The 13,679-nt window shown below is 30.1% G+C and carries 12 protein-coding genes; 4 read left to right on the top strand and 8 right to left on the bottom strand.

The window, feature by feature from the left end:
* Positions 1 to 133: 133 nt before the first annotated feature.
* Together KQH81_RS03615 and KQH81_RS03610 are read right to left on the bottom strand one after the other, a co-directional pair.
* Complete coding sequence (locus tag KQH81_RS03615) at positions 134 to 910, bottom strand: SDR family NAD(P)-dependent oxidoreductase (protein ID WP_027637459.1); 777 nt, start codon at positions 908 to 910, stop codon at positions 134 to 136.
* A gap of 20 nt (positions 911 to 930) precedes the next feature.
* Positions 931 to 3,738, bottom strand: coding sequence for an oxidoreductase (locus KQH81_RS03610; protein ID WP_230028947.1), 2,808 nt, complete (start codon positions 3,736 to 3,738; stop codon positions 931 to 933).
* Positions 3,739 to 3,903: 165 nt separating this feature from the next.
* On the opposite strand from KQH81_RS03610, the gene KQH81_RS03605 reads away from it, so the two are divergent.
* Positions 3,904 to 5,430 (top strand): PucR family transcriptional regulator, encoded by a 1,527-nt coding sequence (locus tag KQH81_RS03605; RefSeq protein WP_230028946.1) that lies wholly within the window; start codon positions 3,904 to 3,906, stop codon positions 5,428 to 5,430.
* Positions 5,431 to 5,599: 169 nt separating this feature from the next.
* Here KQH81_RS03605 and KQH81_RS03600 read toward each other — a convergent pair whose 3' ends face one another.
* The 4 genes from KQH81_RS03600 to KQH81_RS03585 are packed head-to-tail and all read right to left on the bottom strand — an operon-like array spanning position 5,600 to position 8,591.
* Entirely contained in the window at positions 5,600 to 6,187 is a 588-nt protein-coding gene (locus KQH81_RS03600; protein WP_027637462.1) for an ATP-binding cassette domain-containing protein, read from the bottom strand.
* Positions 6,188 to 6,952: an ABC transporter permease gene (locus KQH81_RS03595; protein ID WP_230029243.1), complete on the bottom strand. Its 765-nt coding sequence runs from the start codon at positions 6,950 to 6,952 to the stop codon at positions 6,188 to 6,190.
* Entirely contained in the window at positions 6,924 to 7,928 is a 1,005-nt protein-coding gene (locus KQH81_RS03590; RefSeq protein WP_230028945.1) for an ABC transporter substrate-binding protein, read from the bottom strand. Before KQH81_RS03590 ends, KQH81_RS03595 begins: the two co-directional genes overlap by 29 nt.
* Before the next feature lie 12 nt (positions 7,929 to 7,940).
* Entirely contained in the window at positions 7,941 to 8,591 is a 651-nt protein-coding gene (locus KQH81_RS03585; RefSeq protein ID WP_027637465.1) for a Crp/Fnr family transcriptional regulator, read from the bottom strand.
* Positions 8,592 to 8,783: 192 nt separating this feature from the next.
* Here KQH81_RS03585 and KQH81_RS03580 point away from each other — a divergent pair, with 192 nt between their 5' ends.
* Genes KQH81_RS03580 through KQH81_RS03570 form a run of 3 tightly spaced genes read left to right on the top strand, consistent with a single transcriptional unit; the run spans position 8,784 to position 11,132 of the window.
* On the top strand, positions 8,784 to 9,476 hold the full coding sequence (locus KQH81_RS03580; RefSeq protein WP_230028944.1) for a GTP-binding protein: 693 nt from the start codon (positions 8,784 to 8,786) through the stop codon (positions 9,474 to 9,476).
* Positions 9,476 to 10,231 (top strand): ATP-binding cassette domain-containing protein, encoded by a 756-nt coding sequence (locus tag KQH81_RS03575; RefSeq protein ID WP_099336108.1) that lies wholly within the window; start codon positions 9,476 to 9,478, stop codon positions 10,229 to 10,231. The genes KQH81_RS03580 and KQH81_RS03575 overlap by 1 nt, the downstream gene beginning before the upstream one ends.
* A complete protein-coding gene (locus tag KQH81_RS03570) occupies positions 10,218 to 11,132 on the top strand; it encodes an ABC transporter substrate-binding protein (RefSeq protein ID WP_027637468.1) in 915 nt (304 codons plus the stop codon). The genes KQH81_RS03575 and KQH81_RS03570 overlap by 14 nt, the downstream gene beginning before the upstream one ends.
* A 110-nt stretch (positions 11,133 to 11,242) precedes the next feature.
* Here the strand turns inward: KQH81_RS03570 and KQH81_RS03565 are convergent, their stop codons facing one another.
* Complete coding sequence (locus KQH81_RS03565) at positions 11,243 to 12,367, bottom strand: radical SAM protein (RefSeq protein WP_027637469.1); 1,125 nt, start codon at positions 12,365 to 12,367, stop codon at positions 11,243 to 11,245.
* 281 nt (positions 12,368 to 12,648) lie between these two features.
* Positions 12,649 to 13,677 (bottom strand): sensor histidine kinase, encoded by a 1,029-nt coding sequence (locus KQH81_RS03560; protein WP_051196136.1) that lies wholly within the window; start codon positions 13,675 to 13,677, stop codon positions 12,649 to 12,651.
* Between the last annotated feature and the right edge of the window lie 2 nt (positions 13,678 to 13,679).

The raw sequence follows: 13,679 nt of genomic DNA, 5'->3' as shown, positions 1-13,679 counted from the left end.
CTTATTCGGTATCCATAGATACGAACTAATAATTATTACAAAATAAAAAATCCCAGTAAAAACTAGGATTTTTCTGAATTAATACTTGGAAATGGCATCATTAGAATTTTTTATTTTACTATAATTTAGTTAATTAAACAATTGAGCCGCCGCCATCAACAATTATAAACTGTCCTTGAACATAGCTTGAAGCATCACTTGATAAGTAAATTACTGTTCCATTTAATTCCCCTCTTCTACCTGGACGGCTTGTTGGATTCATCATATTATATCCTGCTAAGAATTGTTCTGATTTAAATAAAGTATTTGCTGTCATTTCAGATTCAAATAAAGCAGGTCCTATTGCATTTACAGTAATTCCATATCTTGCGTAAGAAGCTGCCATGCCCTTTGTCAATCCTAATACTGCTGACTTTGATGCATTATATGAATGTCTTATAAATATATCATTCTTATCAGCTATTACTGCATTTACTGATGCTATGTTTACTATTTTTCCATAGCCTCTTTCTTTCATTTGTGGTATTACATATTTGCAAGCTAAGAAGATTCCCTTTACATTTGTGTTAAATGACTTATCCCAGTCTTCCTCTGACATGCTGTCAACTCCACCACGCACTGCAACTCCAGCATTGTTTAATAATATATCAATATGTCCAAATGTCTCAAGAACTTTTTCTATTGCTGTCTTTACGCTTTCTTCATCTGTTACATCGCATTGAACTGCAATAACCTTGTGTCCATTCTCTTCTAATTTCTTCTTCACGTCATTAAGCTTTTCAACTCTTCTAGCAAGTAGTGCTACATCTGCTCCTGCTTCTGCATATGCAAGTGCTGCATCTGCTCCTAGTCCTGAACTAGCTCCTGTTACAACGGCAACTTTTCCTGTTAAATCAAATAAATTTTTCATTTTTCTTTCCTTCCTCTCTATCATATTCTTCCTGTTTCCATAAAAGCAGTGCGGTCATATCTTGCTGTCAATAAATAATTTATTATTTCATCTGCATTTAATTCTTCTGCTAAATTAAGTTTATGAACTAAAAGACTATTTACTGAGTATGCTCCTCCAATAATAGTTCTAATTGGAAGTTCAGCCCATGGATCATCAATGCTTGATTTTAATTCTAATGATACTAACCCTGGCTCCCAAGACGTATAATTGTATTCACATTGATTCATCAAAAGTGCTGCATTTTTAAAGTTAGATACTCCCTCTTTATTTGGAATTCTATCAAGATGGAAATAGAATCCACCTCCATATGTCTTTTTACCTGGTGCTGGACTTTGATATAATACTGAAGTAAGCGGGCTGTTGTATTCTCCAAGCTCCATAGTCATATCTACAAGCTGTGTTCCTCTTCTTGTAACTCCTACATTAACATTGTTTCCATTTCTTCTTATTACGAACTCTGCCCCTAATTTCTTAGGAATACTTCCATTGTCCCTTCCACATTGAACTGCCATTTCAGCACCTGGACCACCTAATACAAGGCTTATTGGATATAATCCAAGATTCTTACCATACATTGCATATACTCCTAAAATAGCCTCATAATAATCATCCGAAAAAGTAGGATTATTTATATGGCAAACCGATAATGTTACTACAGGCATTGAGAATGGCTTTAATGGTGGCGGAAGTATTTTAGAAATAGCTTCTGGATCTGTAAGATAAGCCATATATACACCTTCCTGATTATCCATTAATGAAACCTTGCCAAAGTTCTTTAACTCATCATTTGATATTTTAAAGCTTGTGTTTTTCTCTAATTTAGCAAAAAGTTCACGTCCAATTTTGTAGCCAGTTTTTGTGGCAGGTGATATTGTTCCATCCTTTACCGCACTTCCAATTACTCTAACTTCAACGTCTTTAAGATCATAAACTAAAGAATTGTCAGGTCTGAAACCTAAAGATAATACTACTGCATCTGTATTTATTACTGCTTCTTCCTTAGTATCAATATTCTCTATCACTATGCTATCTTTCTTGATTTCCTTTAAAGAATATCCTAGTTTGTACTGTGCACCATATTTTTGTAGTCTTGAGCATACATCTGCAACATTTGTGTGATTAGCATTAGGTGCTGGCTGCTTTAAAATATCAACTATTGTAACCTTATTCCCATTTACACAAAGATATTCCGAGGTCTCAAGTCCAGTAAGTCCTGCTCCAATTACAACTACATTCTTATTTTCAAGATTGGTTTTATCTTTAAGTATATTTTCTACTGTATATACATTATTTTCATTTATTCCTTTAATACTTTCTGGAATAATTGATACTGAACCAGTAGCTATTATAACTGCATCTGGATTTTCTGCCATTATGTTCTCTTTAGAAGCTTCAGTATTTAATCTAACTTCAACTCCTAGCTTTTTGAGTTCAACTGTATAATAATCTGCTATCCATTGCATGTGTTCTTTTAGAGGAGGTTTTTTAGCTAAATTTACAGTCCCTCCAAGCTCTCCCTGACGCTCCATTAGTACAACCTTAATTCCTCGTCTTGCTAATGTTTCTGCGGCACACATTCCCGCTGGTCCACCACCAACAACTACTACCTTATGACCTTCTGTATCATATTCTAAATCTCCAAATTGAAGTTCCCTTGCCATTCTTGGGTTAATAGCACACTCTGGTGGTACGCCTTGTGCATTATATTCATTTAAGCTCTCAAAGCATCGAAGGCAGTTTACACATTTTCTTAATTCATTTTCTCTTCCTTCTTGTACTTTTCTGCCCCACTGTTCATCAGCCAGCCATGTACGCCCCATAGATACAAAATCCTCTACGCCATCTTCTAATAGTCCTTCTGCGACCTGAGGTTCCCTTATAACTGATACTCCTATGACTGGAATACTGACATGTGACTTAACTGCTTTTATCATATCTTTTCTCCAGCCTTGAGGGAAAGATATAGGCTCAATACATGTCATTCCTGTTTCATATAATCCACAGCTTACATCAATAAAATCTATTCCTGCTTTTTCAAGTGCAATAGCTATTTTAATTCCATCTTGAATATGAATGTAATCCTCCTTTACTCCAGTCTTATCTAGGAATTCTTCCACCGAAAGACGTACTCCTATTGGAAAATCAGATCCACATTCCTTTCTTATTTCTGATATTATTTCTAGTACAAATCTGAGTCTGTTTTCAAAGTTTCCACCATACTCATCTTCTCTTTTATTTGTATATGGAGAAAGAAACTGCTGTAAAAGATATCCATGTGCTGCATGTAATTCTACTCCATCGCATCCAGCCTTCTGAACTCTTTTTGCACCCTCTGCAAACTGCTTAACAAGCTGTTTGACTTCTTCAGTAGTTAGAGCACGTGTCTCCTGCTTAAGATAGTTACATGGTATTGCAGATGCTGACACAACAGGCTGTCCCCCTAATAATGCTGACACAGTTTCTCTTCCTGGATGATGAAGCTGAATCATAATTTTGCTTCCATGCTTATGAACTGCTTCAGCTAATTTAGAAAGTGGTTCGATATGTCTGTTCTTTGTTACTGATAGCTGTCTCATGAGCCCAGCACCATGTACATCATTTATCCTAGTAATCTCTGGAATAATAAGTCCTGCTCCTCCTATGGCTCTCGCTTCATAAAATGCAATCATTTCTTTGCTTGGAGTCCCATCAAGGTTGGCAAGTCCACATCCCATAGGAGACATAACTAATCTGTTTTTCAATTTAACTTTGCCAATGTTTCCCGCTTCAAAAAGTTTCGGATACATAATATCACTCTCCCATTTAAATCTTCAAATCTTCATTACTATTGTTAATACCATTATAAGAATATTTAGAATTCTTTACCATGTGTATGAACTACGATAGTTATTTGACAACTTGTGCACGATGCACTATATTGTATCTATAGTTATATTTTGAGGTGTTATACTATGATTTTTTCAAAACTATTGGAAACATTAAGAAATGATTATTTTATCGAAGTTATCTCAGAAAAGAATGAAATTAATATCCGCGATGTTGCTCTAATTGATGTAAAACGTACCACATTTTCAGAAAATACGTTATACTTTGGATATGATTCACAACTTCAGGGCATACCTAATCTACCATCTCAGTGCATACTTAATCATTCAGTAAATTCACCTAAAATCACGTATTGTAACTGTAATTTAGCTTATACTGATGACAGTTCCCTTTTCAGCATATTTAATGAAGTAAAATCATATTTGGAAAAAGACATAAATTCAACACTCTATGAAGACTTAATCACCATTGCTGATAAAACACGAAACCTCAATTCAGTCATTGACTTAGCATCTATAAATCTTGGACAATCATTGCTATTATGTGATACTACATTTAAAATAATTGCAAGCTCATCCTCCATACCCGTATCTGATCCATTGTGGTCTGAGAATGTAAAAAACGGATACTGTAATTATGATTTTATCCGCGCTGTAAAATCACTTCCCAGCATAAAAAACTTATCTAAGTCATCGTCTCCAGTTGAGGTTACATGTAGTGAATCCCCTAACCGAAAGTTCACAAAAAAAGTGTTTTTGAATGAACGGCAGATAGGATTTATTCTTATGATTGAAGGCCAGAAAAAAATATCGTCATCTAATGATGAGCTGTTAAAAATAATATGTGATGCTGTAGAGTACACTATAAAAAAGTATATTTCAAATTTATCGGAAATAGTTACGCCACATTATAGAGTCATGTATGACTGTATAATCGGGGTTCCATTTGAAGATATTGAATCAAGACTTACTAGTATTCAATTCCCTTCAAAAATGACTGCCCTATATATTCATGATAATTATAATGATGATAATTGGTATAAAAGAAATAAGATAGTTCACGACATTAAGCTTGAATTTTTAGGTGCACATGTGACTTATGACAACAAGGGAATAATTGTTGCTATTCCTAACGACAAAATAAATATTGATAATGATTTAATATTGCATCTTAATAAATTTGCAGATAATGAAAATATAAAAATAGGCATCAGCTATCCTTTTTTCACCATAAAACAATTGTATAATCATTACCAGCAAGCTTATAAGGCACTAATATTAGGTCAGCTCTTTAAACCATCTAAAAAGGTATACTCATATGAAGATTATATGGCTTATGACTTAATTTCCCGTGTAGATGATAAAAATTCACTTAGTACCATGCTTCATCCATCACTTTCAATTCTTAAAGATTATGATAAAAAGAATAAGACGCATCTGTTTGAAACCTTAAAAGCATACATAAACAATGACTGCACTATAAAAACAACTGCTTCTGAACTTTTTATACACCGAAACACCTTATCTTACAGGGTTAATAGAATTATAGAATTGACTAACCTCGATTTTGAAGATTATCATACAAAATTTTTATTAAAATTTTCTTTTCTAATAAATGATTACTGCTATAAAATAGATGAGAGGTCTATGTGAAATATTGAACTACTTTCAAAGTTAGAGAAAAGATATAATAAATTAGAAACATGATTTAAATAAATATAGTGGACATAAGAAATTTAACACATTCTTCTTTTGTAATATATATTGTGTTAAACTTTTCGTGTCCACTATTGCATACAGAAATAAAATTCATAATTCAATTTTAGATTATTTTTATATCTACTGATAGGTCTTTATGTTTCTTAAAATATTCTATATCATCCATAGCATGAGTAATTATTATCGCACTTTTATTTTCCAATTTGCTTATTACAAAATCCATAACTTTAAACTTAGTTGTTACATCTAATCCATTAAAGGGTTCATCCATAATAAGTAAATCAAAATCATATAATAAAGCTCTTAATATTGCTACTCTTCTCTTCATGCCACCGCTTAATTCTCGTACCCTTTTATTAATGCAGTCATTTAAATCTAATGCATCTAAAGCCTTTTCAACTTCTAGATAATTTATATTTTTGCATACTAACTTTAAATTTGATAATACACTTAAGTTTTCACATAAACTATTTTCTTGAAATACTGCACTAATTTTTTTATCATTAATACCTATAATTTCCCCACTATCTACCTTATCTAAGTTCATTAATATTCTTATTAAAGTTGTCTTTCCAACTCCAGATGTCCCCATTATAAAAGATATATATTTTTCTTTAAAAACATTGTTGAAACTATCTAAAACAACTTTATCATTATATTTTTTACTTATATTTTTAATTATTATATCCATTCAATTTATCTCCACTTTATGTAATAACTTATCTATTAATGCTAGAAATCCATTTTGAAAACAAATACTTATGATAATTATGACTATAGTCCATGCAAATAAATCTGGTGTATTTAAATAAATTTTAGCTTCATACAAATTTTCTCCAATGGAATTAGTTGGCATACCTATTACTTCTGCTGCTATTCCTGACTTCCAACATAATCCTAGTGAAACACTACATGCAGCTCTTAAATATGGTACTACATGAGACATGTATATATATCTTATTTTTTTACTTTTGCTAACTTTAAATACCTTCGCCATATCATTTAATTCTCTAGGAATACTATTTATCCCATCTAAAATATTCCTATACACAACTGGCAATACCATTAAAAATGATATAAGAGTAGATAAATTATTTGATGATATCCATATTAAGCATAATATTATAAAAGAAGCTACCGGTATAGCCTGTATTGTAAGTATCAATGGCTCAATTAATATCTTAAAACTTTTATTGTTAGCTGCTATTATAGCCATTATTATTCCTGTAAAAAAAGCTAATATAAAACCAGTTGTTATTTTAGTAAAAGAAAATGCTATAGATTCCCAAAATTCAAGTTCCATAGATAATTTTAATAATCTTTTAAAAGCAGAAAAAGGAGATACTAAAAGTATCTCCTGACCAAGTATTACGCTGCTTATTTGCCAAATCATAAGCCAAAAGACTATTGCTAATATATAATGCTTATTAATTTTTTTCAATGTAGTAGAAATCATCACTTGGCATTTTTCCTCCCACAGACTTTTGATTAGCATCATAAAGAACCTTTAAGTATCCACTAAGTTTATCCTTCATATCCTTACCATCTATAAATGTTATATTGCATTTAGGTATTGCCATTTTAGCAACTTCTGCTTGTACTATTCCATTTTCTCCAATAAGTTTTGATGCTTCTTCTATGTTATTGTTTGTAAAATCAACAGATTTTTTATACTCTTCTAAGAAATTTTTAACCTTTTGGGGATATTTATCGATAAACTCTTTTCTTGCAACAACAACTCCCGTTATTAACGCACTTCCATCTTTTTTATCTTTATTCAAGGCATCCCATTCTTTTGTTAAATCTAAAGCTACTCTTAAATTTTCGTTCTTAGTTAATGCTATTGTAACAAAAGGTTGAGGAAGCAATGCTATTCCATTTTTATCATTTAATAAAGCCGATAAACACTCTGTATGTTCTGATTTATACTCAATCTTAAGATCTTTATCTGGATTAATTCCATTTTCCTTTAACACATAATTTAAAGCATATTCAGGAGTTGCCCCTTTTCCACTAGAATAAATTGTTTTTCCCTTTAAATCTTCCAAGTTATTTACAGTGTTCCCATTTTCAACTATGTATAAAACTCCTAAAATATTTACAGCTAATGTCTTTATTTCTCCACCATTATTGTTATATAAAATTGACGCTAAATTAGATGGAACCGCTGCAATATCTATTTCCTTATTAACAAGCTTAGGCGTAATTTCATCAATAGAATTCGCTATATTAATATCATACTTCTTATCTTCTTTATTTTTTTCATCACTAATCATTTTAGCTATCCCCATTCCTGTAGGTCCCTTTAATGCTGTTATCTTAACAGCTACCTCTTCCTCCTTTTTCTGATTCTTTGATGATGTCATCACACATCCTGATAAAGAACTTATTATTAATGATATTAATAATAATGTTGTTATCTTCTTTCTCATAATCTTATCCTCCTATATTTCATATAAAATTTTTCTTAATTTTTCTTTATCTAATATTTCTATGCTTTTTTTATCGAATTCCAAACAATTTTCATTTTGTAAGATTTGCAATTCCCTATATAAAGATGCTCTGCTTACATTAATTCTTTTGCTTAATTCTTCTTTAGAGCATTCTAACAAGACTACATTGTCCTCTCCTTTTTTATCTAGCAAATATTCAATAATCTTTTTCTTGCTAGATTGTATATTTAAGAATTCTATTTTTCTTAATAAAAACTGTATTTTCCTATTACAATATCGCGAATATTCTAAAGCGGCTGCACTATCTGACTTTATCATTTCTATAAAATACTTTTTAGGATAGAAAATTGCTGTAACACCAGTTTTGCACTTTAATACAGTGTCTAAGGATTCTTCCTCAAATATATTAGAAATTCCAAAAACATCTCCATCTTTTAAAACAGACATATTAATTTCATTTCCATCACTAGATATACAATATACTGATACCTCTCCCTTTCTTATTACCCCAACATAATATTCTTCATCAAAAAAATCACTTATAAATTGGCCTTTTTTATAAATTTTAGTTTTTATTTTATCTTCTATAATACATCTTTTAGAGAATAATTTACTTTTTACCAGTACTTCCTTTTCACTCAAAGCTATCACCTTTTCTGTTAAATATTCACTTTAATTAAAATCATATCATAGTGTTTTCTAACTTTCAATTACAATTGATAATCATTTTTAATTGAAATACAATGTCGTTTGTCTCATTTGATACAACTTCTATCATCTTCTAATGATATTATAGATTTTAGTTAAAATTCGAAAGGAGGTTTTCAATAAACAATGAAAACTATATTGATTTCTGGCTCATCATCTGTTGGAAAAACAGCTTTAATAAAACATTTGATTCCTCATCTAAAGTCTAAAAACCTTAATCCTTCTATATGTAAAATAGATTGTTTAGCTACTGATGATGATTTAGTATATAGAAATTTAGATATACCTTATATGGTAGGTCTTAGCAAAGATATTTGCCCTGATCATTTTCTTATTTCAAATCTAAATGAACTTATGATTTGGGCTAACAATAAAAAAAGTGATGTTTTAATAATAGAAACTGCTGGTCTTTGTAATAGATGCTCTCCCGCAACAAATAGAACATTACACATATGTGTTTGTGATTGTACTTCTAGTTTCAAAACACCACAAAAACTAGGTCCAATGTTAAGCGAAAGTGATGCTATAGTTCTAAGTAAGATAGATATGGTATCTCAGGCCGAAAGAGAAATAATATCTTTTAATATAAGAAAAATAAATCCTAATTCTAATATATTCTTTATTGATGGCTTAGTTGGTTTTGGTGTTGAGCTAGTTTCAAACTATTTAATTAATACTAAACTTGAAGATAATAGAGAACATTTATTAAGACACACTATGCCAAGCGGAGTTTGTTCTTATTGTATTGGAGAATGTAGAATCGGCGAGGAATTCCAGCAAGGAATAGTTTCTAAAATAAATTTTAGAGGTGAATTTTAATGAAAAGTATAACTATATATCCAGGTAAAGATAAGTTTGGTAATTGTGAATCTTTTGATCCTCTAACCTTTCATAGAGGTCATATTTATTCTATTGTAGGTAATACTGGTTCTGGTAAGAGCAGATTAATTAAAGATATAGAACAATTTGTAAATAGAGATTCCTTGACTAATAGAAAAATAGTTATAGATAATATTGAAGTTTCCATGGAACAACGTAATAAACTTTCTATAGAACTTGTTTCTCATCTCAGTCAAAATATGAGATTTGTTCTAGATTCTACTGTTGAAGAATTTTTAACTATTCATAAAAAATGTAAAAATAATACGTCTGTATCAATAAAAAAAGTATTAGATACAGCAAACTCTATAACAGCTGAGCCCATTTCTTTATGTCAAGATCTTACATCATTAAGCGGAGGACAAACTCGTGCTTTAATGATTGCGGATATTGCTCTTATTTCAAATAACCCTATTATTCTAATAGACGAGATAGAAAATGCTGGGATAAACAAAAATATAGCTTTAGATATTTTATTAAAAAGTGATAAATTAATTTTTATGGTTACCCACGATCCTCATACAGCGTTAATAGCCGAAAAACGGATAATAATGGAAAACGGATCAATTTTTAAAGTAATTGTCAAACCTAAAGAAGAAGAGGAAATCTTAAATAAACTAAAAGTTATGTATGATTTTCAAATAGAATGTCAATCTAAACTAAGAAAAGGAGCTATTCTTTATGAAAACTGTTAAACTATATTGGAGTAACATTTGTATACTTCATAAATATGAAAAAAACTATTTAGATAATTTAATTTTATCCTTAAGAGAAAAAAATATTAATTTAGAAGTCACTTATTTTGGCATAGGGTATCCATGTAAACTAAATGAGTATTTAAAGAAAACTAACGCTATACTTCCTGATATCATGGTTTCAACCGATTTAGAAGTATATGAAGATAATAATATTTATTCAAAGTTCTCAAATGATTTATATAATCTCTCAAAATATTTTGATATAAAAAATGAAATTAAATCATCATCTATATATTTTGATGATAGATTACTTCCTTTTCTAGTTATACCATTAGTATTTTCCTACAATAGCAATTATACTGGAGTAACAGATTCTATAAAAAATCTAATTGATACTGATACAAAAACTGCTATAGGCGGAATAAATAACTCTGGTGCAAAATCTATAGTTAAAGCTATATGGAGTAAATATGGTAAGGACTCTGTTAGAAGATTTCTGTCTAACTCAACCATATTAGATATGCCAATACAGTCCTTTAATGATATAAAAAATGGTTCTAATAGAGTTGCTATAACTCCTAGCATATATGCAAAACGTGCCAATAACAAAGATTTGTTTATGTCATATCCTAATGATGGGGCTATAGCTTTACCTTCTTATATTGCTGCAAATAAATCATTAGATGAAGATACTATGTTAGAAGTGCTAAATTCTCTTATTTCTGAAGACTTTTGCAATTCTTTTGTGAAATCTGCATCTCTATTATCTTGTATTTCTAATACCATAGATGATGGTCTTGTAAAACAAAATCAATATAAATTTTTATATCCATCTAAAGAATGGTTAAACACAGTTACCCCTGAGGAGTTTATTGAACTTTATAATACGTATATATAAGTTATGAAAATTAAAATATTGCACTCCTCAAATTATGCAAAAATAAGATGCCAATAGCAGACTACTTTTTTAGCTTCTATTGGCATCTTACACTTTCTTAATCACCTAATTTAAAAAATCAATTCTCCTGGTTTATATCCTTCAGGTAATTCTTCTTCGGTTAAAAATTTGAAGTTGTCATCACGTAGTATTGGTAAAAATGCTTCGTAAGGAGTTCTAGAGAACTCACAGCCGTAATCACTGGCCCCGAACCATTTGCCTTCTTTATTACTTAAATTTAAATTTCTAGCAAATTTTGTGTGATTTGAGCAATCATGAACTGCTAAATCCCATTTTTCTTCATCAGCTATCTTCATAAATTTCAAGGTCAATTCTCTGCTCCAAATCGGAGAGATATATCCTTGTCTCGAAATATACATGTTTTCTTCGCTATAATTATATATGTTGTTCTCATTTAAATGTAATTCTGCACAATTCATAAAATCTAGCTTAGTATCTAAAATAGCTTCCTTTTTCTCAAAAAATCCCTCAAAGAACTCAGGGGTCATTGGAGTTTCAATGCCTACACTTTTGATATATTTTTTAGCTATTTTCATATTTTCAATAACCTTATCTGAACAGTTAGAAGCACCAAGATTAAAACGTATCTCGTCAAGTCCTGATTCACCTAGCGCTTTCAAGTTCTCTTCCGTAGCTAAAATACCATTTGTATACATGTGCTGGTAAACCCCTGCATCTTTAAATTTCTTTATAACTCCATAGTATTTTTCAATCTCCATAAATGGCTCTAAATAAACATAAGCAACACCAGTTGGCTTCTTGTGGATTGAAAGAAGCAAATCTATATCTTTCTCATAAAATTTTGTGCCTCCGATTTCCCACATACCTTCACCAATAGGTGGCTGATCATCTAGCTCTCCATAATTGTAACAGAACTTACATTGTATATTACATTTGTTAGTTTTTCTAATTGCACTAAGCCCTGTACCAAATAAGCATGAAGTGCATCCCTTTGAGAATTTGCTGTCATTACCAACAAAATAAGTTCTATTTTTTAAAGTTTTCAAGTTTTTAATTTCCGACATTAATATATCATTTCTATGATCAATTGCCTCTTCAATCTGAGCAAATGTCGCATAAATTATTTCTTGCTGCTTTACCATAAGTTCCTGATCCTCTGGCAGCATAGCAAAGAATTCAAACCACATCAACGCATCTTTCTTTGAAATTTTCATTATGTTATCCTCCTCTAATGTGAACAGTCATCTATAAGCAATCTTGTTACTTTTAAACACATCACTGGTCATACAAAAATTATACCATTTTAAATAGTTCCCAAAATATTTATTCCAACTTCATTGAAACTAAGAAATTTCTACACGGCATATTTTAACATAAAAATACACCATATAGATGGTGTAAAACAAAAAATCTTTACTTATATTAAGTTTATCACATAACTTAGGAAACTATCAAATTCTTGCTCATAACGTACACTTTTATATTTAGATTCCTATTATATAATTATCTCTATCCTAGTTCCTTCACCTAATTTACTTTCTATATTTATGTCCCAATTATGAGCCTTTACTATATTGTAAACTATGGCCATACCTAAACCTGAGCCCTTATGTATATAGGATGTATTAGTTCCCCTATAATACTTATTAAATATATTTTCTAAATCATATTCACTTATTCCATTTCCATTGTCTTTTATGATGATATGTGTCCTGTCTATCTTTAATACTTCTACGCATATTTTGACATCATCATTATTATGAATAAGCGCATTATATATAATATTGTCTATTAGTCTTTTTAAAAGTTTTAAATCAAAAGTCTCCTCTACAATATTTTTATTGCTTTCAAATGTTATTTCTCTCTCCGAATATATAGAATCATTCAATATACTTATTATGGAATTTTTTATTTCTGTTACTAAATTGGCTTTCTGCAAATTTAGTATTTTTTTATCGTCTTTCAAATAAATTGTTAGATTCAAATCATCTACAAGTTCTTTTATATATTCTGATTTTTGATTTATTACAAATCCATATTGTTTTATTTCATCCTCAGTAAAATCGGAGTAATTCTCTAAAAGTTCTGCATAACCTTTAATAGAAGATAATGGTGTTTTTATATCATGGGTTATATTTGATATCCATTCATTTCTCATAACTTCAATCTTTTTTCTTTCAATTTCATTTTGTTTTAATGTTCTAGCTAAATTATTAAGTTTTACCTTAACATCTTTATAAATCCCATCCTCATCATATAAAATATCATATTTTCCTTCTTCAAGGTTATCTACTCCTTCTATCACTTCTTTCATGGGTTCTGTAACCTTTTTAGAAAATTTAATTCCAAAATAAATTGCAACAGTAAGTTCTAAAATTGGCATACCTACTAATACTTCTAACAATGCATAATCTAAGTTTGATTGCATTAATATCAAAGCTATACCCACAACATTTATTATAGTTACTATTAAAACTATACATGTAGTCATCATGCTATATTTAACAGTTATATTGGATTTCATAA

The sequence above is a fragment of the Clostridium cadaveris genome, from assembly GCF_020911725.1.
GTDB lineage: Bacteria > Bacillota > Clostridia > Clostridiales > Clostridiaceae > Clostridium_X > Clostridium_X cadaveris.
The sequence above is the reverse complement of the archived record's forward strand: the minus strand, read 5'-3'. Positions and strand labels throughout refer to the sequence as shown.

Coding starts and splice junctions, on each gene's coding strand:
- KQH81_RS03570 (WP_027637468.1), top strand. CDS start 10,218: ATGAAAACTGTTAAACTATATTGGAGTAACATTTGTATACTTCATAAA.
- KQH81_RS03600 (WP_027637462.1), bottom strand. CDS start 6,187: ATGGATATAATAATTAAAAATATAAGTAAAAAATATAATGATAAAGTT.
- KQH81_RS03560 (WP_051196136.1), bottom strand. CDS start 13,677: ATGAAATCCAATATAACTGTTAAATATAGCATGATGACTACATGTATA.
- KQH81_RS03615 (WP_027637459.1), bottom strand. CDS start 910: ATGAAAAATTTATTTGATTTAACAGGAAAAGTTGCCGTTGTAACAGGA.
- KQH81_RS03605 (WP_230028946.1), top strand. CDS start 3,904: ATGATTTTTTCAAAACTATTGGAAACATTAAGAAATGATTATTTTATC.
- KQH81_RS03595 (WP_230029243.1), bottom strand. CDS start 6,952: ATGATTTCTACTACATTGAAAAAAATTAATAAGCATTATATATTAGCA.
- KQH81_RS03580 (WP_230028944.1), top strand. CDS start 8,784: ATGAAAACTATATTGATTTCTGGCTCATCATCTGTTGGAAAAACAGCT.
- KQH81_RS03565 (WP_027637469.1), bottom strand. CDS start 12,367: ATGAAAATTTCAAAGAAAGATGCGTTGATGTGGTTTGAATTCTTTGCT.
- KQH81_RS03575 (WP_099336108.1), top strand. CDS start 9,476: ATGAAAAGTATAACTATATATCCAGGTAAAGATAAGTTTGGTAATTGT.
- KQH81_RS03610 (WP_230028947.1), bottom strand. CDS start 3,738: ATGTATCCGAAACTTTTTGAAGCGGGAAACATTGGCAAAGTTAAATTG.
- KQH81_RS03590 (WP_230028945.1), bottom strand. CDS start 7,928: ATGAGAAAGAAGATAACAACATTATTATTAATATCATTAATAATAAGT.